The organism is Sulfitobacter sediminivivens, from assembly GCF_042611115.2.
GTDB classification, from domain to species: Bacteria; Pseudomonadota; Alphaproteobacteria; order Rhodobacterales; family Rhodobacteraceae; genus Sulfitobacter; species Sulfitobacter sediminivivens.
Window position 1 is genome coordinate 74,879 of record NZ_JBHGAR020000014.1, and the last position, 19,357, is coordinate 94,235.

Sequence of the window (19,357 nt, forward strand, 5' to 3'; positions counted from 1 at the left end):
CATGAACATTGGCAAGTCTTTTGCCAAGGCGTTGGTATTTGCCGCGGCCCCTCCTATCTTGGTGCTTGGGCCATGAGGGGTGATAATACATGAGCGATCGTAAACCGATGACGCAATCCGAAGCACGCGGCGTGCGGTATGCGCGTGAACTTGAGGGGCATCTGGGCTGGCTTGACACCTTTTCGGGCACCGCCCTTGGAGTGCTGGCCGTAGCCTCTGGGATCTATACTTATCTGGGTGTGTCCTCCTTGCTGGACGACAACGGTGCGATGTCTGCGTTTGCCGCCATTGCCTATTCCGTTGCCGTGTCCGTCGGCATTTTTGTCTTTTGGTCCTATATGTTGCGCCTCTTTCCTGCGGTCAGGTCCACGCGGTCGCGGATGGGGTTGCTTGGCGCAATGGGGCTTGGGTCCCTCGCGATTGTCGCCATGTCATCCTGGCTCAATGCTGCCGCTCTGGCCGGTTCCGCAGCGGTAGAACAGCACCTTGCCAACACAGTCCAAGAATACCAGGGATCGCTCGAACGCGCCCATGAGATTGCGCTGTCGGCCCAGGGCCTTGAACGGGACGTTGCCCGCGTGCGGCAAAGTTTCGAGGATCTGAGCGAACAGGAAGCAACCGGTAATCTGTCTGGCCTCGCCGGACGCGGCGCGGTTTTCCGCGTATTGCGCCAAAAGTCGTCTGAACTCAGCGGGTTGGAGGCGCAGATTGCCACGCAGACCCCCTTGGTCAATGCCGCCTTTGTCGAGGGCAATCAAATTCTTAGCCGAATGCGTGCTCTGACGGTTGAACCGGGCCCGGTTGAAGCGCGCTCTGTCGAATTTTCCGAACAGGCGGTGCATCTGGCAGGGCTGATCACCCAACTGCGACAGCTTTCCGTTGCGTCGCTGGTTGAGCGGGCGGCGCAGGATCTGTCCGCTTCTGTGGTGTTGCCAGAACTCGATGGCAACAGCGCAGAAAACCGCACCGCCCAAGGGGCGACAATCACTTCGGTGCTGGAGGTGCTCGCACAACGCGCCACCACGCTTGAGCGCGCCGCGCAATCCGTGCTGGCCATGCCGCCACCCACTGAAACCACCTACACGCCCATCTCAAGCGCTGATGCAGTTATCCTTTATGCGCGCAATTTCGTGCCGTCCTGGGCCGGTGCGATTGCGATTGATCTCTTGCCTGCTGTTTTGGTGTTTATCCTCGCAATCACCCAAACTGCGATCCGTTCAGGCCGCGAAGGGGCTGCGGTGGAGGACACAATGACACTCGCCGAACTGCGCGCCGCCCTTGCTGCGGTGCGGGACGTCGAAGAGGCAATGCACGGTGGGGCGCAAAACGCGCCCTCCCCGCCCGATATCCAGCAAGACAAGAAGCCGGACACCGCCGCCCACGTCACACCGATCAAATCCACATGAGTGATGCTGCCGACCCCAACCGCCGCAACCCGGTCGGGCGCGTCCTGATGGGCGTCCTGCTCTTTCAGCTCGGGCTGGCCGTGATGCTGTTCTGGGGCGATTTGAGCCACGGGTTAAGCATGCCGGGGTTTGGTCCGAAGGCTCCCTCCCTGACCGAACCGATCCGACCGGGCGATCAGACCCGGCGCTACAGACAAGACCGCGCACCGGCACCGGGCCGCCCTATGCCGACAACACCCCTGCCCGATCGTCTGGTGCTGACCGTGGTCGAGGCAGGCGCTGCGGCCTTGCTCGAAGGGGCCATCACTGCTGGAGATGCACCCCGCATCGCCAAACAGATTGACGCGCTGGACCCCGCCCCTGCACGGGTGATCCTGAATTCGCCCGGTGGGTCCGTGCGCGATGCGCTAGAACTGGGGCGGCATTTGCGGGCTGCGGGTCTGAACACAACCCTGCGCGATGGCGATGTGTGCTATTCCGCCTGTCCCTATCTTTTGGCGGCTGGGGTGAAGCGCACCATTCCCGATGGGGCATCCGTCGGTGTGCATCAACATTATTTTGGTGAAAGCACCATCCTGCCCGCCTTTGTCGCGGTCGAGGACATCCAGCGCGGTCAGGGCGAGGTCATGACCTATCTTGACGAGATGGGCATCGACCCGCTGGTCATGCGTCACGCGCTGGTGACCCCGCCAGATGAAATTTACGTGCTGCTGCCCGAAGAACTGCGCGCCTATAACTTCGTCTCCCCCGCTGAGTGATGTAACGGCCACGCAAGGCCGATCCGAAAAAACCACTTGACATGATACCTTTTGGTATCTAATTATTGAGATACCAAAAGGTATCATGATAAGGAGCCCTACCCCTCATGTCCGCACCCGATCAACTCACGTTTCGCGCCCTTGCCGATCCGACGCGGCGTGACATTCTTAAAATGCTTGCCACGCAAGACATGACCATCGCCGATGTGTCGGGCCATTTCGACATGACCCGCGCGGCGGTCAAAAAGCACCTTACCGTGCTGAGTGACGGTGGTTTGATCACCGTCAGACCGCGTGGCCGCGAACGGATCAACAGCATCAACACCCAAGGGTTTGCGCCTGTCCTGAACTGGTTCGAATACTTCGACAGCTTCTGGGATGATCGCCTGAGCGCCCTCAAATCAGCCATTGAAAAGGAAAAGAAATGACCGATACGACAATTCACAAATCAATCTACCTGCAAGCCAGCCGCGAGGTGGTTTGGGATTATCTTACGCAGCCTGACAAGCTGGCAACTTGGTTTCATGCCCCCAAGACGTCCCTGGCCGAGGGCAAGGCGCTTGAGATGTTTGGCACCGAAAGCGGTGACAAGCTGATCTGGGGGGACGTGAAGGTGGCGCGCGCGCCGGAATATCTGGAATATTCCTTTACGGTCAAACCGATGGGTGATGCGGTCAGTACGGTCAAATGGACGCTGGAAACCGTGGCGGGCGGCACCAGATTGTCGCTTGAGCATGTTGGCCTGCCGCAAGGTGCCGATGCCTTTGGCCTGACGCTTGCGCTTGATAAGGGCTGGGACGATCACATTTCACGGATGCGTGCGCACATCCACGAAAACACAAACTAGCCCTTGCCGTACACCCGTCACGCGCCTATCTGAGAGGGTGTGACGGGTTCTGCCCTGTTTGTATTACGTTACATTCCAGTGGCCTTAAGCAAATCCGAGGGAGCTGGCTCTGTCTGAGCCTTGGTTCATTTATCTGGCGCCCACCTGTACATACAGGTCCTCGGGAATAAAAAACAGGACGGCAGGTGCGGTCCCGTCACACCTAACCCCTTCAGATTTCAGCGCTTATTGGCATAGGCGAAAGCTGGCACGCGAACACCTTTGCCGCCGCGCGGGCCTTTGTCTTCAGGCTTTGTCATCAGCAGAACCGCGACGGCGGTCTGCGCCCCGGCAAAGACGATCCCATTGAGCACCCAGAAAACGGTCAGCGCCATCAGCCCGATGTCAGACGTGCTGATCAGATGCCACAGGTTCGCAACATTGAAGTACATCAACAGCGCGGTGAAGATGCCCGATATGGCAAATCCGATCAGGCAATGGCGGATGTAAAAGCGGAAAATCTTTGGCAATGGAAAGCCCTCCCGTTCGGTGATTATAGCGCCGCGAGGGGTAAATATCAATTCAGATCAAAATGCGTCGGGCCGCGCCTCGTGGGCCATGTGGTCCAACACTGCATTCACGAAACTTGGCTCTTTGCCGTCCGGAAAAAACGCGCGCGCAACATCCACGTATTCGCTGATCACGACCTTCGGTGGCGTTCCGGTATCGCGAAATTCAGCACCTGCCGCGCGAAAGAGCGCCCGCAATGTCGGGTCAATCCGCGCAATGGGCCATTTGGCGACCAGCGCGCGGTCTGTCATCTGGTCAATCAAGGCCTGATAGTTAACCGCATCGTCAAGCACGCGGGCAAACAGATTGATGTCACCATCAAGCATCTCCGCACCCTCATAGACCGCACCAAAGCGGTGTTCCAGGAATTCGTTGCGCACCCGCTCAACGGTCTGCGATGAATGTTCCATCTGAAACAAGGCCTGCACCGCGTAAAGCCGTGCGGCTGATTTCATCTTGCGTTTCTGGTTGCCGGAAATCCCGGCTGAAGAAGTTGTCATGCGATGCCTGATCCATCCGAGCCGTCCGCCATCAGGGTGTCTTGCCCCAAGGACTTGAACCCGACGCCTTTGCTTGTGTTCGCCCACTTACGAGCGAGGGCAATCAGATGCAAGGCCGCCGCGGCGGCACCGCCCCCTTTGTTTTGTCCTTTGGGGTCTGCTCGCACCTCGGCTTGGCCGCGGTTTTCGACCGTGAGGATACCATTGCCAATGCACAGCCCCTGCAGCCCCATCAATTGCAAGGCGCGGCTGCTGTCATTGCACACCGTTTCGTAATGCGTGGTCTCGCCGCGGATCACACAGCCCAGCGCCACATAGCCGTCAAAATTGCTACGCCGGTCCGAAATGCCAATCGCGGTCGGGATTTCCAGTGCGCCGGGCATTTCGACCACATCCCAGGTCACGCCCGCAGCGTCGAGTTCGGCCTTGGCCCCGGTCAACAGCCCCTCTGCGATATCGGAATAGTAGGGCGACACCACGATCAGCACCTTTACGGGCTTGTCGAAACTGGGGCGTGGCAAAACGGTATGTTTGTCGTGCGCGGCCATCTGATTACTCCGTCATGATTGGGCGGGTGCCCACAATTTCCAGGTGATAGGCATCAAGGCCAAGATAGCGTGTTTCGGGATTGTCGGTCAGCAAAATCAGTTGATGCAGCCCCATGGATGACAAAATCTGTGCGCCCAACCCTGTGCGTTTGACCGTGCGGGGGCCGTCTTCTTCATCCTCGTCTAACCGCAGCCGCGGGAATGGGTCGCGAAAAAGAACCACGGCACCGCGCCCTTCGTCTGCGATGATCTGCATCGCGCGGGGAAGCTCATCAGCCGGGCTTGGCCCCAGACCAAGGATGTCTTCAAGCGCGTTGATCGCGTGGGTGCGCACCAAAACCGGGTCGGTGGTCGACAGATCGCCCTTGGTCAGCACAACGTGATCGGTCCCGGTGATCTGGTCGCTGAAAATCCGCATCTGCCAATCGCCACCATAGGCGGATGTGACCTGCCTGCTTTGGCGTTCGACCAGCAGATTATCGTGTTTGTGGCGATAGCTGATCAGATCACTGATCGTCCCGATCTTGAGGTCATGCGCCTTTGCAAACGCCACCAGATCAGGCAAGCGCGCCATGGTGCCGTCGTCCTTCATGATCTCACAGATCACGCCGGAAGGGTGCAGGCCCGCCAGACGGCTGATGTCGACTGCGGCTTCGGTATGGCCGGCCCGCACCAGCACGCCACCATCGCGCGCGCGCAGGGGGAACACGTGGCCGGGGGTGGCAATGTCCGCTGACCCTGCCTGTTCACTGATCGCCACGGCAACGGTCAACGCACGATCCGCCGCCGAAATCCCGGTGCTGACGCCTTCGCGGGCCTCGATGCTGACAGTAAAGGCCGTCTCATGGCGCGAGGAATTGTTGACCGCCATCATGGGTAATCCCAGATGATCGACCCGCTCGGATGTCATCGGCAGACAGATCAAACCGCGCCCGTGGGTTGCCATGAAGTTGATCGCTGTGGCATCGGCAAACTGCGCCGGGATCACCAGATCGCCCTCATTTTCACGGTCCTCATGGTCGACCAGAATGAACATCCGGCCCGCAGCTGCGTCCTTGATGATCTCTTCAATCGGGGAAATGGCAGCCGAAAGTCCCTCTTCGACCGGTCCCGGCTTTTCAAAACTCATGGCATTTCCCCATACTTATTCTCGCTGGCACATAGCTTAGCGACAACCGCTTGGCCAGAGGTGAGGCAGAACTTCCCGCCTGTTTTGCCCCCCTCAGGGCATCTCAGCCAGCCGCGCCACATAGCGCGCCAACGTATCAATCTCCAGATTGATCTGATCGCCCACTGCGACATCACCCCAAGTGGTAACATCCTTGGTGTGGGGAATGAAGTTGATGCCAAAATCACAGCCCTCCACTTCGTTCACGGTGAGCGATGTGCCATTGAGCGCCACCGAGCCTTTCGGCGCTATAAACCGCGCCAATGCCCGTGGTGCACGCAGCGTCACGCGGGTGCTGTCGCCTTCATCTGCCATGCCGACCACCTCGGCGACGCCATCAACATGACCTGACACAATGTGACCACCCAATTCATCACCCACTTTCAGCGCACGCTCAAGGTTCAGGCGCTTGCCCACATGCCAGCCATCGTGGCCGATGTTGGTTTTCTCAAGCGTTTCGGCACTAATCTGCACATCGTACCAATCATCTCCAATCGCCACGACCGTCAAACAGACGCCATCACTTGCAATGGACGCCCCGATGTCGATTGTCGCGGTGTCATAGCGGGTCTGAATGCGCGCACGCAGATCACCCGCTTGCTCAAGCCCCACAACGGTGCCAACGTCCGTGATTATCCCCGTGAACATGGATTGCTCCTTTGGTAGTGTTAATTGTGACGTAACGCTGCAAGGTTACACTGACAAGGGGTGCGGGCGCAGGGCTGCGGCACATATTGCGCCGATTTATGGCGTTATTGACCAAAAGGCATCGCCAAAAGGACCAACATGACGATAACGGCCCCAGACCAGCGGGTTTTTCTGTTTCTGCAAGGGCCACATGGGCCCTTCTTTAACCGCTTGGGCAAAATGCTCAGGTTGGCGGGCGCGACCGTGTGGCGGGTGGGTTTCAATGCAGGGGACCGGGCCTTCTGGTCGCGCAAAGACAGCTATATCGCTTTTCGCGCGAAACCTGCCGACTGGCCCGCGACATTTGTGGATCTGCTGACAACCAAAGGCGTGACCGATGTGGTGCTTTACGGCGACACGCGGCCCATCCATGCCATAGCTGTCGCCGAAGCAAAAGCGCGCGGCATTACTGTGCACGTGTTCGAAGAGGGGTACATGCGCCCCTATTGGGTGACCTACGAACGGGACGGGTCCAACGGCAATTCCCGCCTGATGAATATGACAATTGCACAAATGCAGACCGCCCTCGCGCATTCTGATACCGAAGCCCCACTGCCGCCCGGACATTGGGGCGACATGCGCCAGCATATTTTTTACGGGGCGCTGTATCATTGGTTCGTGATGTTTCGAAATCGCGATTACCGTGATTTTCAGCCGCATCGCAGTCTGACTGTGACCAAAGAATTTCAGCTTTATGTGAAGCGGCTGTTGCTGATGCCTGCCGTTGCAGCGGACCGGCTGATTGCAACGCGGCGCATCCGGTTGGGTGGCTTTTCCTATCATCTGGCCCTCTTGCAACTGGAACATGACAGCTCTTTTCAGATGCATTCGCCGTTCAAGACCATGTCGGACTTTCTGGAATTGGTAATCGACGGTTTTGCAAAGGGTGCGCCCCAACATCATCATCTGGTGGTCAAAGCGCACCCGCTGGAAGACGGCCGTGTGCCGTTGCGCCGGGACCTGAAGCGTCTGGCGCGTCAATTCGGCGTGGCAGACCGCGTGCATTATGTGCGGGGCGGCAAACTTGCGCAGCTTCTCAATGATGCGCGCAGCGCGGTCACCGTGAATTCAACCGCAGGTCAGCAGGTACTATGGCGCGGAATTCCGCTCATGGTGTTTGGCCGCGCGGTCTATGCACAGCCGGAATTTGTATCAAACCAGCCGTTGTCTGAGTTTTTTGCAGGGCCCAGCCGCCCTGATAGCCGCGCCTATAAGGACTATCGGCGCTATCTGCTTGAAACTTCACAAATTGCGGGTGGGTTTTATTCAGCGAGGGGTCGTCGGCAACTCTTGCGGCAAGTGGTTGATATGATGCTTGCGCCCGAAGACCCTTATCAGGCGCTTGAGACGAGGACCGCGGCCCCAAGGCAACAGTTGCGAGCTGTCACCTGACCTAAGCCCCTCTTTTAGGTCGCTTTTACGAATTTTCTAAGGTAGCTTGCCAGCAATTATGTCGAACAAATCGGCAAATTCTGAGGCAGAGTTGAATAGGTCGAGGAGACCGAGCAGTGAAATCCGTATCTTTCCGGTGGGCACGTCCCATCGCAGTTCTTGCGGCGTTGGCCGTTGTTTCGTCTTGTGGATTGCCACAGGTCGGTCCCAATAAGCGCCAGATCTTCGCGGGTTCTGTTCAGAAGCAAGGCGATGCCTTTGTGATTGAGGTGAACGACCGCGTCACACGCGCCACTGCCGTGACACCTGCGCTTGGTTTTACAAATGAATTCAAGAATGCGTCACTGTTGGGCTCTGATACCATCCGTCCGGGCGATGTATTGGGCATCACAGTTTACGAGAATGTCGACGACCCTTTGCTGGGCGTCGGAGAAGCCCCCGCCACCGTGCTCGAAGAAGTGCAGGTTGATGGTGCGGGATTTATTTTTATCCCCTATGCGGGCCGCATCAAGGCCGCAGGCAATTCGCCCGACGCCATCCGCCGCATCATCACCAATAAACTGGGCGAACAGACCCCCGACCCGCAGGTCGAAGTCCGCCGCGCGTCGGGTGACGGATCAACGGTGTCGCTGATCGGATCGATCGGCTCGCAGGGTGTCTATGCGATTGAACGGCCCACGCGGACGCTTTCAACGATGATGGCGCGGGCTGGCGGCGTGACGATCGAGCCTGAAATAGCCCAGATCACCGTGATCCGTGGCAAGATGCGTGGCAAAATCTGGTTTCAGGATCTTTATGATCATCCGGAACTCGACATTGCCCTGCGCGGTGGCGACCGGATTCTGGTCGAAGAAGATACACGGTCTTTCACCGCCCTTGGGGCCACGGGCGGTCAGGCACAAGTGCCGTTTGAATCGCAAAACCTTTCGGCACTCGAAGGCATCGCGCAAGTGGGCGGCCTGAACTCGGCCACGGCGGACCCAACCGGGGTTTTTGTGTTCCGCAATGAACCTCAGGAAGTGGCAGCACAGGTGCTGGGCCGAAATGATCTGCAAGGCACGCAACGGATGGTGTATGTGCTCGACCTGACCAAGCCCAACGGCATGTTCATGGCTCGCGATTTTGTGATCCGTGATGGCGACACGCTTTATGTGACCGAAGCGCCGTTCACACAATGGAGCAAGGTCATCTCGGCCATCACCGGCACTGCCGGATCCGCGGCTGGCCTCACGTCTGTCGCAGGCGATTGATGAACAGATGGCTTTAGGGCCAGAAATATATGATATTCCCAACGCCGGGCCTGAAAAGGTCCGGCGACTTTTTGTCTATAACGGCGGCTTTGTGACGCAATCCCGGGTGCGTCGTATATTGCAGCTGTCAGGATATTCGCTTCACCTTGGCCTGCCACGCGCTAAGGACGCCATTGCCGTTTGGGGCCACTCGCCGACCGCGCACCGTGGCCTGAGCGTAGCCGCAAAACGGGGTGTGCCAGTGGTGCGCGTTGAAGATGCGCTGCTGCGGTCCGTGCATCCCGGCCGCGCCGGTGGGCCGCCGTTGGGGTTGGTCATTGACCACCGGGGCATGCATTTTGATCCTGCACAACCGTCTGATCTTGAAGTGTTGCTGGCGACCCATCCGTTGGACGATACCGCTCTTCTGAACCGGGCGCGGGGCTCCATTGCACGCATGCAAGAGGCACATTTAAGCAAATACTCCGGCTTTGACGCAGATGCCCCTGCCCCACCCCCCGGCTATGTGCTGGTGATCGACCAAACCCTTGGTGATGCTTCCGTCACCGCCTCTGGTGCAGATCGCGCGCGGTTTCTGGAAATGCTGGTGTTCGCACAGGAGGAACACCCCGGTAGGCCTGTCATCATCAAGTCTCATTCGGAAACCATCCAAGGGTTCCGTGCCGGTTATTTTCGCCCAGAGGACGAGAATGACCGCATCACCTTGCTGCGCGACGCGGTCAGTCCCTGGGCGCTTTTTGAGGGGGCGGTGGGTGTTTACACAGTGTCCTCGCAAATGGGGTTTGAGGCGATTTACGCAGGTCACAAACCGCGTGTTTTCGGACAACCCTTTTTTGCGGGCTGGGGTCTGACCACAGACGAATTTCCGGTGCAGCGCCGCCAGCGGACCCTGAGCCGCGCACAGCTGTTTGCCGGTGCGATGCTCATCTATCCGAATTGGTATGATCCCTACCGCGATTGCCTGTGTGATCTGGAAACAGCCATCGACGGCTTCGCCGCACAAACCCGCGCGTGGCGCGAGGATCATCGCGGGTGGGTCGCGTCGGGCATGCGCTTGTGGAAACGCAAACCACTGCAGCGGTTTTTCGGCGCGACAAGACCCGTTATCTTTCAGGATGATCCAGCCAAGGCACGGGCCACGGGTCGTCCCTGGATGGTTTGGGCAGGCAAGGCGCAGGTCGGGTCTGATGACGCCATGCGGATCGAAGATGGGTTTTTGCGCTCAAAGGGCTTGGGTGCGGAACTGGTGCCGCCGCTCTCGCTCGTTTGTGACGATTTGGGGGTCTATTACGATCCGTCTCGTCCCAGTCGGTTGGAAAAATGGATCGAGATGCGGGCAACCTTGCGACCCGATCAGCAGGCCCGCGCCCGCGCATTGATCAAGGCGCTGACGCAGGGGGGGCTGAGCAAATACAACCTGAAAGGGGTCGCGCCCGATTTGACGGGCCTAGCCACAAGCAAACGCATCCTGGTGCCCGGACAGGTCGCCGATGATGCCTCAATCGTGACCGGCACAGATGCTGTCTGCAGCAATGATGCGCTTCTTAGAATGGCGCGGGATGCAAACCCTGACGCGGTGATCCTGTATAAACCCCACCCCGACGTCGAAGCAGGGCTGCGGCCCGGCGGAACGGATGCCACCGCTTTGGCGGACCGGGTGTTCGAGCGCACGGACCCGGTGGCGTTGCTGGATATGGTCGATGAAGTCTGGACCATGACGTCGCTTCTGGGCTTTGAGGCGCTGTTGCGCGGGGTGCAGGTCGTGACGTTCGGCGCGCCGTTTTATGCGGGATGGGGTCTGACCGATGATCGCGGCGACGTGCCACCACGCCGGCGCGCTGATGTCTCGCTTGAGGGGTTGGTGCATGCTACATTGATTGATTATCCGCGCTACTTTGATCCTAAGACGGGTCTTGCCTGCCCGGTTGAAGTCGTGGTGGACAGATTGGCAAACGGGGACGTCCCGCATCCCGGTGCCATGAATCACATGTTATCCAAATTGCAGGGCCTGTTGGCGAGCCAAAGTCACCTTTGGCGCGGGCGCTGAGGTCGCGTTTATTTTCTATTTCAGAGGCTTAGTGGCGGTTCCAGATGTGCAGGACATCCGGACCGAGGGCCTGTGTTGACTGCAGACGAAAGCGGGGTGCGTCGGCAAGATGTGACAGACCCAATGCGCCGATACCGGGCACCCCTTCCGCCCCGATCACAACACCAGCGGTAAAGCCCACGAGGGTGTCAACGAGGTCATCCTCCAGCAAAGACGCCGCAAGCGCCCCGCCCCCTTCGCAAAAGACCCGTGTCAGCCCGTAGGTGCCCAACTGGTGCAGGATGCTCGCGGGGTCCAATTGCCCGCCGCGCACAGTGCACGCCAGCAAGGTTGCCCCAAGTTCGCGCCAGGTGCGGACCAAAGTCGGATCGGCATCTTTTCCGCAGCACAGGATCAGGGGAGTGTCGGCCGCGCTCCGGGCAAGCTTGCCCATCAGCGGCAGATCAAGACGGCGCGAGACCACGACGCGGACCGGCTGGTGTGCGACACCCAGATCGCGGACATTCAGGCTGGGATCATCCTTGCGCGCTGTGCCGCCGCCCACCATCACCGCGTCATGGCGACTGCGCATCGCGTGGACAACACGGCGTGCCGGCGCATCGGTGATCCACTGGCTTTCGCCGGTGCCGGTGGCGATGCGCCCGTCAAAGGATTGTGCTAGTTTCAGCGTCAGCATCGGGCGGCCCTGCGTCACTCGGATCAGAAAACCGGCATGGTCGGCGCGCGCCTGTGCTTCACCCACCCCGGTCACGACATCAATGCCAGCGGCGCGCAGCGTATCAAGGCCGCGGCCATCGACCCGCGCGTCACTGTCGGTGGTGGCCACGACCACCCGTGCGACACCTGCATCAATCAGGGCCTGCGCACAGGGGGGTGTCTGACCATGATGCGCGCAGGGTTCCAAGGTCACATAGGCGGTGGCACCAGAGGCCGCCGCGCCTGCTTGCGCCAGTGCTTCGGTTTCGGCGTGGGGACGCCCTGTTAGTTGGGTCCAGCCGCGCCCGACAATGCGGCCTGCGTTCACGATGACACAGCCCACCGCCGGATTGGGCCAGACATGCCCTTGCCCACGTCGGCCCAACGACAGGGCCAACGCCATAAAGCGCGCGTCCATTGCCGCCGCTTGCGTCACTCTTCCGAAGCGGCGTCGGGGCGCAATTCCTGCACAAACTTGTCGAAATCATCTGCCGCCTGAAAGTTCTTGTACACGCTGGCAAAGCGCACATAGGCCACGGTATCAATCCGGGCCAGTGCTTCCATCACAATCTCGCCAATCTGCTTTGACCCAATATCAGTTTCACCCATGCTTTCGAGACGCCGCACAATGCCACTGATCATCTGATCAATGCGTTCGGGATCAATCGGGCGTTTTTGCATCGATATGCGGATTGAGCGTTCAAGCTTGTCGCGGTCAAAATCTTCGCGTTTGCCGGAACTTTTAATCACCACCAGATCGCGCAGTTGCACACGTTCATAGGTTGTAAACCGTCCGCCACAAGCAGGGCAAAAACGTCTGCGACGGATAGAGACGTGATCTTCCGCTGGTCGGCTGTCTTTGACCTGAGTGTCGATATTTCCGCAAAACGGGCAGCGCATGACCGTCCCCCTTTTTATTAATCTGCCTCACTTGTGGGGCGTTCCGCCCACTTGCCCAGACTTATAGGGCACTGGCAAGGTTTTGGGTAGTGGCGAAATTAGGCGCTACATCTTGGGTCTGCGCCTGTGACATGTTCTCAACGCAACAGGCACAATTACGCCGGAAACCGCCGTGCGCCCCTAAGGTTACGCACAGGCGGAACTTCGATCGCTTTTCATTAGTTAAGGAATAACGCTCCTATGCGGCGTTAACCAACAAAGGAGAACACCATGAGTGTCGCACGTGTCACTGAAATTTCCGCAACCTCTGAGAAAAGCTTTGATGACGCCGTCGAAAACGGTATCGAACGCGCTGGCAAAACCCTGCGCAACGTCGTGAGCGCTTGGGTCAAAGAGCAATCGGTCAAGGTCGAAAACGGCAAAATTTCACATTATCAGGTGAACCTGATGGTCACGTTCTTGCTGGACGACTGATCAATCTGCCGCGAAATGCGCCGCCACCGTCCGCGTGTGCGGCGCATCGCGATGTTCAAAAAGATAAATCCCCTGCCAGGTGCCAAGACGCATAGCACCCATTTGAACCGGAATGCTCAACGTGACCGGCATCATCGTGGCTTTGATATGGGCAGGCATGTCGTCCGGCCCTTCCATCGTGTGCCGCAGATACCCCATTGAAGGATTGCTGCTCGGCGGAACAAGCTTGGCAAAGTAAGCGTATAGATCGTGTTGCACATCTGGGTCCGCGTTTTCCTGAATAAGCAACGAAGCCGATGTATGGCGCACCATCAACGTCAGCAGACCATTGCCACGGCCCGCAAGCCATTGCGCCACCTGGCCTGTGAACTCTGTCAGACCCTGACCATGGGTCTTGAGGGTGAATGTGGTTTGCATCTGCCGACTGTGCAGGTCCTTTCACGCCGATGCAATGCGGCGAAAGACCTTGCGCAGGCACATGATGGGAAGTTTCGGGATGGATCAGGGATACGTTCAGCGGGCCGGAAAGAATTCTTCCCAGTAATCCGTACAAAACGAATAGGCATGACCAACGGGCAGGTTATAGCCCACCTTGCTCAAACTTACCGAATAGCCTCTGCTCGGCTCGACACCAAGCCGGGCGGGATCCAGGGTGAACACCACACCCTTGCGACCAGCAGCGCTTATTGACGGCCCGCGTCCGGTCTTAATATAGAGCCGATCGCCCCCCCCTGCGCCCAGCCGTGATCTGGCAAAGTCAGCAGCGGCACACCAGATGCCCCGCGGCCCTTCACCCCGATCCTCAATGACCTCAAAATCCTTGGCGTTCAGCGGAACGACAATGAGCCGGCTTTCGGCGCGGAATGCCTGGGCTGAGGCGGTCATTGGGAAGATGGCACAAAGGGCGGCGAGAATAAGGGGGCGCATAACTGTATCTCACTTTTGTTGTTGCCTTTAAGATAGGGGTCTCTGCTAAAAGGTCAAAATCAAAGCTTCGGCATCAATTTACCGTGGTAGCGAATGAGCCTCGCACCTCCGGGCAGGTGCGCCCCGATGTCAAAACAGAACGCGCCTGTTTCGTCCTGCCATTCCCGAGAATTGCTGTGCGGGACAAGAAATGTGGGGATGGGCACGCCCAATATCCAAAGACGAGCGACATCGACTTCAAGATTGTTGGTTTCAATACGAAGCGAAAGCGCGCAGGTCACCCGGCCCAGCCGTTCGATGATCTGTTGGTGTGCCGGATCATAGCGCAGCGTTGATCCGGTCATGTGACCGTTGAAATCGCGGCTCCAGCTTTCGCCGTGCGTGGTCTGTGAAATGGTGATTGCAAAGGGGACGTCCCGCCCTTGCGGAGGGAAACCGCCCAGCCTGATGCCGATCTTTGCAGCAACACTGTGTCCATGTTCGATGGTGGCGCGACCGGTGAAATAACGCGGCATCCCGCCTGCGTGAAAATGTTGCAGGGCTGGCGGTAGCTGGCTGAATGCGGTGCCCAGGGCCTGGGCAAAAACAGACATCAAAATCCACCCGTTGCAAATCTGGCGCGCATGGCGGCGTCAGGAACCATGCAGGTGTCATAGCGCCCAAAGACGCGATAGCGGTTGCGCGCGATCACACGGTAGACCGGCATCTTGATCCCTTCCGGCAGCCACCGCAAAGCGACCAGCATGCGCCACGGCCAGCTGAGCCTGGTCATCGCAGCCGCGAATGCGTCGAGGTGCCCAAAAACCTCACCATCCACAATGACGAGGTTGGTCTCAAAATCGTCCAATGGCAGATCAAGGGCGGCATAAAGCCTCTGCCCAAGAGGAGATTGTGCAGTCGCGAACTGGAAAACATGCGCATGGTCGTGGTGCAGCATAAAGCGAAAGAAAGCAGAGCACAGGACACATTCGCCGTCAAAAACGATGAGGTTATCGGCGACATTGTCAGCGATAGCGTCTTTGCGGAAATCTTGAACACGGCCAATCATTTCAGGCGCAACCGCAATTTCTAGAAATTTTCGACGCGTTTTCTTTTACCGAAATCGCGCCGAAACATTGCTTTACTGATCCAGGAATGAGCGCAGCTTGCGTGAGCGGCTTGGATGTTTCAGCTTACGCAGCGCTTTGGCCTCAATCTGACGGATACGTTCGCGCGTCACGCTGAACTGCTGGCCCACTTCTTCCAAAGTGTGGTCCGTGTTCATGCCGATGCCAAACCGCATCCGCAACACGCGTTCTTCGCGTGGGGTCAGCGATGCCAGCACCCGGGTTGTGGTTTCCTTGAGGTTTTCCTGAATGGCGCTGTCGAGCGGCAGCACGGCATTCTTGTCCTCGATGAAATCGCCCAGTTGGCTGTCTTCTTCGTCGCCGATCGGCGTTTCCAGTGAAATCGGTTCCTTGGCGATTTTCATCACCTTGCGAACCTTTTCCAATGGCATCTGCAGCTTTTCTGCCAGTTCCTCTGGTGTCGGTTCGCGGCCGATCTCGTGCAGCATCTGACGGCCTGTGCGGACTAGTTTGTTGATCGTTTCGATCATATGCACCGGAATACGGATGGTGCGCGCCTGATCCGCGATCGACCGGGTGATCGCCTGACGGATCCACCATGTCGCATAGGTCGAGAATTTATAGCCTCGGCGGTATTCGAATTTATCAACAGCTTTCATCAGGCCGATGTTACCTTCCTGAATCAAATCAAGGAATTGCAGGCCGCGGTTGGTGTACTTTTTGGCAATCGAAATAACCAGACGCAGGTTTGCCTCGACCATTTCTTTCTTGGCCTGACGGGCCTCTTTTTCACCCTTCTGAACCTGCTGCACAATGCGGCGGAATTCAGAGATATCAAGACCCACATACTGACCGACCTGCGCCATATCCGCGCGCAATTCTTCGACCTTGTCAGAAGAGCGTTCGATGAACATCTGCCAGCCACGCCCGGCCTTTTCGGCCATCCGCTCCATCCAGTTGGGGTCAAGTTCATAGCCACGGTATTCGTCGACAAATTCTTTGCGGTTGATGCGGGCCTGATCGGCCAGTTTCACCATCGCGCTGTCGATCTGCATGATGCGGCGGTTGATGCCGTAAAGCTGGTCAATCAACGCTTCAATACGGTTGTTGTGCAGGTGCAGTTCGTTCACCAGCAACACGATCTCGGCACGGAGTTTCTGATAGGTCGCTTCGTTCTTGGTCGAAAACGATCCGTCTTCGTTCAGGGTCGCCGATATCCGGCTGTCCTGCATCTCGCTGAGCTTGACGTAATCGTCGGCAATGATGTCGAGCGCTTCGAGAACCTGCGGCTTGAGTGCCGCTTCCATCGCGGCCAGCGACATGTTGGCCTGTTCGTCCTCGTCATCGTCGTCATCATCGTTTGTGATTGGGTTGCCATCGGCATCCACTTCGGTCTTTTCTTCGCCGGTCTTCGCTTCGGTGACGGCCGCACCGGGGACAACGACGGGTGCCGTATCTTCCTCGCCCATTGTGTTGCCGAATGTCGCCTCAAGGTCGATCACATCACGCAGAAGGATGTCTTCTGACAGCAATTCGTCGCGCCAGATGGTGATCGCCTGAAAGGTCAGCGGGCTTTCGCAAAGGCCGGCGATCATCGTGTTGCGGCCAGCCTCGATGCGCTTTGCAATCGCAATCTCGCCTTCACGGCTCAACAGTTCGACACTGCCCATTTCGCGCAGATACATGCGCACCGGGTCATCGGTGCGGTCCAGTTTCTCTGCCGTGCCAGACGACAGCGTGATATCACGCGCTGAATCTGTGGTCGCAACCTCGGTGCTACCCTTGGCGTCTTCTTCTTCGGCGTCTTCGTCTTCGATGATGTTGATGCCCATTTCTGACAGCATCGACATCACATCTTCGATTTGCTCGGAGCTGACCTGCTCGGGCGGCAACACGGTATTAAGCTGATCGTAGGTGATATAGCCCCTTTCGCGGGCCTCACCGATCATCTTTTTGACCGCAGCCTGGCTCATATCAAGCGAATGGCCGCTGTCGTTCTCGTCTCGCTTGCCGTCGTCGTTCGTGTCTTTGGCGGCCATGTCGTGCTCCTTCAGCGCGTCAGCGCGAATCACTTCGCGGTGATTCGGTTTTGCGAATCATGCGGGGTTTTGGGTGATTCTTAAACCCGATACCCTGTTTTTTCCTAAAGTTCCTGCGAAAAGGTCACGCTGACCTTACCCGCGCCCTTTGGGCTTTTCATATTTAATGCCGTCCAGCAATGCGTCCAGTGCGCTGCGCTCATCTCTTTTCATCCGCGCACCGTTCTCACCCAGCTCGTATTCTGCCTTGTCCTCTTGCCCGGTCCGCACCGCGCGATCTGCAGCGCGCGCCGCCTCGCTTAGCCGCCATGTCACCCCTTCGTCGGCAACTCCGGTCAAATCCTCAACCGCTTCGGCAATCTCTGCATTCAATCCCCTCGCCGCCTCCAATTTCGCCAGTTCTTCGGCCACGGTCATTGTTGCCATTTCAACATTCCCGGGATTGCGGATGCAGGGTGTGATGGCAACGTGGCGTTGCGAGATGAGGTTTTCAAGGGCATCAGGGCCAAGAACGCTGGAAATCTGATCGCGCAACACTTTTTCACCGGCATGCCCGTGACGCAGCAACAGGTCGCGCAATGTCGCATGGGTGCGGTCGGAAAAGGTCATGTTTTCCAGCCCGCTTTCAAAATCCTCGATGATCTGTGGGCAATTGACCAAAGCCGCCAAAATCACCGTCTCGCGCAGATGTTCTGATGTTTGCGCATCCGTGGCCGCCGCCAATGCAGAAGCTTTGGTGCTGGCCATCGGCGGCTGCGGTGCCGGTTGCCATTTGCCCGCGTTTTGACCACGTGCTGCGGGTCCTTTGGCCGCTTTTGGCCGGAACAACTGCCAGCGTAAGTCTTTGATTTCCTGCCCATAGTGGCTGCGGATCGACGGATCCTTGATCAACTTGATCTTTTCGCGCAGCGCTTTGTCGAGCGCCGCTTTACGTTCCGGGCTGTCAAAAACGCGACCCTCGGTTTCGCGCTGCCACAGCAGGCGGACCATCGGGATCGCCTCATCCAGCAGCTTTTGCAACGCGGTACTGCCTTGTGCCTTGAGCAGGTCGTCAGGGTCCTGCCCTTCCGGCATCACGGCAAATCGCAAGCTCTGCCCGGCTTCCAACAACGGCAGCGCCAGATCAATCAACCGCATCGCCGCACGTTGTCCGGCCGTGTCCCCGTCCAGCGTTATGATCGGCTCAGGGGCGATGCGCCACAGCATCTGTAGCTGGCTTTCCGTGATCGCAGTGCCCAGAGGGGCCACGGATGCCTCGAACCCAGCGCCGTGCAGGGCAATGACATCCATATACCCTTCGGCCACAATCAGCGGCATCCCCTTGCCCGCCGCCACCCGCGCCTCTTTCACGTTATAAAGACTGCGGCCCTTGTCGAACAATTCTGTCTCGGGCGAATTGAGGTATTTGGCATTGTCGTTTGGGTCCATCGCACGGCCACCAAAGCCAATTGCACGGCCCCGCGCGTCACGGATGGGGTACATGATCCGATCCCGAAACGTGTCATAAGGCTTGCCACCCTTGGTCGATGGTTTGGCCAGACCCGCACCAAGGATCAACGCGTCATCCACCCCTTTGGCCTTCAGCGCATCCCAAAGCCCCTGCCACGCACCCGGCGCGAACCCGATCTCCCAATGCGCCAACGCTGCTGCGTCTAATCCGCGCCGGTCCAGATAGGCGCGCGCATCTGCTGCCTGGCCGGTTTGCAACTGCAGGCGAAACCACTGCACAGCCTGTTCCATCACCTGCGCAAGTTCCGTGCGCTTGTCGGCTTTTTCCTGCGCGCGGGGGTCCTGTTTTGGCACCGGCATACCGGCCTCGCGGGCCAGAATCTCAACCGCTTCCATAAAGCCTACATTCTCGGTTTCGCGGACAAAGGAAATGGCATCACCCTTGGCATGGCAGCCAAAGCAATAATAAAATCCTTTGCGATCATCGACATGAAAGCTGGCAGATTTTTCCTGATGGAACGGGCATGGTGCCCACATGTCACCTTTGCCCTGATTGGACTTGCGCGCATCCCACACAACTTTGCGTCCCACCACCTGTGACAGGCTGGAACGGGTGCGCAATTCGTCCAAAAATCCGGGTGGCAGGCTCATAG

The 19,357-nt window shown here is 58.2% G+C and carries 21 protein-coding genes; 8 read left to right on the plus strand and 13 right to left on the minus strand.

Annotated elements, in window-relative coordinates; genetic code table 11:
• The first annotated feature begins 89 nt into the window (after positions 1-89).
• From ACEWL3_RS14495 to ACEWL3_RS14510, 4 genes are all read left to right on the plus strand, one after another.
• A complete protein-coding gene (locus ACEWL3_RS14495; RefSeq protein ID WP_386183658.1) occupies positions 90-1,406 on the plus strand; it encodes a hypothetical protein in 1,317 nt (438 codons plus the stop codon).
• Entirely contained in the window at positions 1,403-2,164 is a 762-nt protein-coding gene (locus ACEWL3_RS14500) for a COG3904 family protein (RefSeq protein ID WP_386183655.1), read from the plus strand. The genes ACEWL3_RS14495 and ACEWL3_RS14500 overlap by 4 nt, the downstream gene beginning before the upstream one ends.
• A 107-nt stretch (positions 2,165-2,271) precedes the next feature.
• Positions 2,272-2,592, plus strand: coding sequence for a metalloregulator ArsR/SmtB family transcription factor (locus ACEWL3_RS14505; RefSeq protein WP_386183653.1), 321 nt, complete (start codon positions 2,272-2,274; stop codon positions 2,590-2,592).
• Positions 2,589-3,011: an SRPBCC family protein gene (locus tag ACEWL3_RS14510; protein WP_386183650.1), complete on the plus strand. Its 423-nt coding sequence runs from the start codon at positions 2,589-2,591 to the stop codon at positions 3,009-3,011. The genes ACEWL3_RS14505 and ACEWL3_RS14510 overlap by 4 nt, the downstream gene beginning before the upstream one ends.
• Positions 3,012-3,229: 218 nt before the next feature.
• Here ACEWL3_RS14510 and ACEWL3_RS14515 read toward each other — a convergent pair whose 3' ends face one another.
• From ACEWL3_RS14515 to ACEWL3_RS14535, 5 genes are all read right to left on the minus strand, one after another.
• Entirely contained in the window at positions 3,230-3,520 is a 291-nt protein-coding gene (locus ACEWL3_RS14515; protein WP_386183647.1) for a hypothetical protein, read from the minus strand.
• A 57-nt stretch (positions 3,521-3,577) separates the two neighbouring features.
• Positions 3,578-4,060, minus strand: coding sequence for a transcription antitermination factor NusB (gene nusB, locus ACEWL3_RS14520; protein WP_386183644.1), 483 nt, complete (start codon positions 4,058-4,060; stop codon positions 3,578-3,580).
• Positions 4,057-4,608, minus strand: coding sequence for a 6,7-dimethyl-8-ribityllumazine synthase (locus tag ACEWL3_RS14525; RefSeq protein WP_386183642.1), 552 nt, complete (start codon positions 4,606-4,608; stop codon positions 4,057-4,059). Before ACEWL3_RS14525 ends, nusB begins: the two co-directional genes overlap by 4 nt.
• Before the next feature lie 4 nt (positions 4,609-4,612).
• On the minus strand, positions 4,613-5,737 hold the full coding sequence (gene ribB / locus ACEWL3_RS14530) for a 3,4-dihydroxy-2-butanone-4-phosphate synthase (protein WP_386183640.1): 1,125 nt from the start codon (positions 5,735-5,737) through the stop codon (positions 4,613-4,615).
• A 93-nt stretch (positions 5,738-5,830) separates the two neighbouring features.
• Positions 5,831-6,424 carry a riboflavin synthase gene (locus ACEWL3_RS14535; protein ID WP_386183638.1) on the minus strand — a complete coding sequence of 198 codons (594 nt, stop codon included), beginning with the start codon at positions 6,422-6,424 and terminating at the stop codon, positions 5,831-5,833.
• 138 nt (positions 6,425-6,562) lie between these two features.
• Here ACEWL3_RS14535 and ACEWL3_RS14540 point away from each other — a divergent pair, with 138 nt between their 5' ends.
• From ACEWL3_RS14540 to ACEWL3_RS14550, 3 genes are all read left to right on the plus strand, one after another.
• Positions 6,563-7,855: a capsule polysaccharide biogenesis protein gene (locus tag ACEWL3_RS14540; protein ID WP_386183636.1), complete on the plus strand. Its 1,293-nt coding sequence runs from the start codon at positions 6,563-6,565 to the stop codon at positions 7,853-7,855.
• Positions 7,856-7,971: 116 nt separating this feature from the next.
• Entirely contained in the window at positions 7,972-9,105 is a 1,134-nt protein-coding gene (locus ACEWL3_RS14545; RefSeq protein WP_386183634.1) for a polysaccharide biosynthesis/export family protein, read from the plus strand.
• A 7-nt stretch (positions 9,106-9,112) separates the two neighbouring features.
• Complete coding sequence (locus ACEWL3_RS14550; RefSeq protein ID WP_386183631.1) at positions 9,113-11,152, plus strand: capsule polysaccharide biogenesis protein; 2,040 nt, start codon at positions 9,113-9,115, stop codon at positions 11,150-11,152.
• A 28-nt stretch (positions 11,153-11,180) separates the two neighbouring features.
• Here ACEWL3_RS14550 and ribD read toward each other — a convergent pair whose 3' ends face one another.
• Positions 11,181-12,251, minus strand: a complete 1,071-nt coding sequence (gene ribD, locus ACEWL3_RS14555; protein WP_435001084.1) for a bifunctional diaminohydroxyphosphoribosylaminopyrimidine deaminase/5-amino-6-(5-phosphoribosylamino)uracil reductase RibD — start codon at positions 12,249-12,251, stop codon at positions 11,181-11,183.
• 29 nt (positions 12,252-12,280) lie between these two features.
• Entirely contained in the window at positions 12,281-12,748 is a 468-nt protein-coding gene (gene nrdR, locus ACEWL3_RS14560) for a transcriptional regulator NrdR (RefSeq protein ID WP_114877933.1), read from the minus strand.
• A gap of 270 nt (positions 12,749-13,018) precedes the next feature.
• Here nrdR and ACEWL3_RS14565 point away from each other — a divergent pair, with 270 nt between their 5' ends.
• Positions 13,019-13,222 (plus strand): dodecin family protein, encoded by a 204-nt coding sequence (locus tag ACEWL3_RS14565; RefSeq protein WP_114877932.1) that lies wholly within the window; start codon positions 13,019-13,021, stop codon positions 13,220-13,222.
• Here the strand turns inward: ACEWL3_RS14565 and ACEWL3_RS14570 are convergent, their stop codons facing one another.
• From ACEWL3_RS14570 to dnaG, 6 genes are all read right to left on the minus strand, one after another.
• Positions 13,223-13,639: a secondary thiamine-phosphate synthase enzyme YjbQ gene (locus ACEWL3_RS14570; RefSeq protein ID WP_386183625.1), complete on the minus strand. Its 417-nt coding sequence runs from the start codon at positions 13,637-13,639 to the stop codon at positions 13,223-13,225.
• A 96-nt stretch (positions 13,640-13,735) separates the two neighbouring features.
• On the minus strand, positions 13,736-14,107 hold the full coding sequence (locus ACEWL3_RS14575; protein WP_435001072.1) for a hypothetical protein: 372 nt from the start codon (positions 14,105-14,107) through the stop codon (positions 13,736-13,738).
• Positions 14,108-14,208: 101 nt separating this feature from the next.
• Complete coding sequence (locus ACEWL3_RS14580) at positions 14,209-14,742, minus strand: DUF4166 domain-containing protein (protein ID WP_386183621.1); 534 nt, start codon at positions 14,740-14,742, stop codon at positions 14,209-14,211.
• Complete coding sequence (locus ACEWL3_RS14585; RefSeq protein WP_386183618.1) at positions 14,742-15,197, minus strand: thiol-disulfide oxidoreductase DCC family protein; 456 nt, start codon at positions 15,195-15,197, stop codon at positions 14,742-14,744. The genes ACEWL3_RS14580 and ACEWL3_RS14585 overlap by 1 nt, the downstream gene beginning before the upstream one ends.
• Positions 15,198-15,269: 72 nt before the next feature.
• Positions 15,270-17,255 (minus strand): RNA polymerase sigma factor RpoD, encoded by a 1,986-nt coding sequence (rpoD, locus tag ACEWL3_RS14590; protein ID WP_386183615.1) that lies wholly within the window; start codon positions 17,253-17,255, stop codon positions 15,270-15,272.
• A 135-nt stretch (positions 17,256-17,390) separates the two neighbouring features.
• The gene (dnaG, locus tag ACEWL3_RS14595; protein WP_386183612.1) at positions 17,391-19,355 is read right to left on the minus strand and encodes a DNA primase; all 1,965 of its coding nucleotides are present in this window, start codon (positions 19,353-19,355) and stop codon (positions 17,391-17,393) included.
• Positions 19,356-19,357 lie beyond the last annotated feature (2 nt).

Excerpts from the sequence above, each read along its gene's own strand:
- ACEWL3_RS14495 (WP_386183658.1), top strand. The coding sequence starts at position 90 with ATGAGCGATCGTAAACCGATGACGCAATCCGAAGCACGCGGCGTGCGG.
- ACEWL3_RS14500 (WP_386183655.1), top strand. The coding sequence starts at position 1,403 with ATGAGTGATGCTGCCGACCCCAACCGCCGCAACCCGGTCGGGCGCGTC.
- ACEWL3_RS14505 (WP_386183653.1), top strand. The coding sequence starts at position 2,272 with ATGTCCGCACCCGATCAACTCACGTTTCGCGCCCTTGCCGATCCGACG.
- ACEWL3_RS14510 (WP_386183650.1), top strand. The coding sequence starts at position 2,589 with ATGACCGATACGACAATTCACAAATCAATCTACCTGCAAGCCAGCCGC.
- nusB (WP_386183644.1), bottom strand. The coding sequence starts at position 4,060 with ATGACAACTTCTTCAGCCGGGATTTCCGGCAACCAGAAACGCAAGATG.
- ACEWL3_RS14525 (WP_386183642.1), bottom strand. The coding sequence starts at position 4,608 with ATGGCCGCGCACGACAAACATACCGTTTTGCCACGCCCCAGTTTCGAC.
- ribB (WP_386183640.1), bottom strand. The coding sequence starts at position 5,737 with ATGAGTTTTGAAAAGCCGGGACCGGTCGAAGAGGGACTTTCGGCTGCC.
- ACEWL3_RS14535 (WP_386183638.1), bottom strand. The coding sequence starts at position 6,424 with ATGTTCACGGGGATAATCACGGACGTTGGCACCGTTGTGGGGCTTGAG.
- ACEWL3_RS14540 (WP_386183636.1), top strand. The coding sequence starts at position 6,563 with ATGACGATAACGGCCCCAGACCAGCGGGTTTTTCTGTTTCTGCAAGGG.
- ACEWL3_RS14550 (WP_386183631.1), top strand. The coding sequence starts at position 9,113 with ATGGCTTTAGGGCCAGAAATATATGATATTCCCAACGCCGGGCCTGAA.
- ribD (WP_435001084.1), bottom strand. The coding sequence starts at position 12,251 with ATGGCGTTGGCCCTGTCGTTGGGCCGACGTGGGCAAGGGCATGTCTGG.
- nrdR (WP_114877933.1), bottom strand. The coding sequence starts at position 12,748 with ATGCGCTGCCCGTTTTGCGGAAATATCGACACTCAGGTCAAAGACAGC.
- ACEWL3_RS14565 (WP_114877932.1), top strand. The coding sequence starts at position 13,019 with ATGAGTGTCGCACGTGTCACTGAAATTTCCGCAACCTCTGAGAAAAGC.
- ACEWL3_RS14570 (WP_386183625.1), bottom strand. The coding sequence starts at position 13,639 with ATGCAAACCACATTCACCCTCAAGACCCATGGTCAGGGTCTGACAGAG.
- ACEWL3_RS14575 (WP_435001072.1), bottom strand. The coding sequence starts at position 14,107 with ATGACCGCCTCAGCCCAGGCATTCCGCGCCGAAAGCCGGCTCATTGTC.
- ACEWL3_RS14580 (WP_386183621.1), bottom strand. The coding sequence starts at position 14,742 with ATGTCTGTTTTTGCCCAGGCCCTGGGCACCGCATTCAGCCAGCTACCG.
- ACEWL3_RS14585 (WP_386183618.1), bottom strand. The coding sequence starts at position 15,197 with ATGATTGGCCGTGTTCAAGATTTCCGCAAAGACGCTATCGCTGACAAT.
- rpoD (WP_386183615.1), bottom strand. The coding sequence starts at position 17,255 with ATGGCCGCCAAAGACACGAACGACGACGGCAAGCGAGACGAGAACGAC.
- dnaG (WP_386183612.1), bottom strand. The coding sequence starts at position 19,355 with ATGAGCCTGCCACCCGGATTTTTGGACGAATTGCGCACCCGTTCCAGC.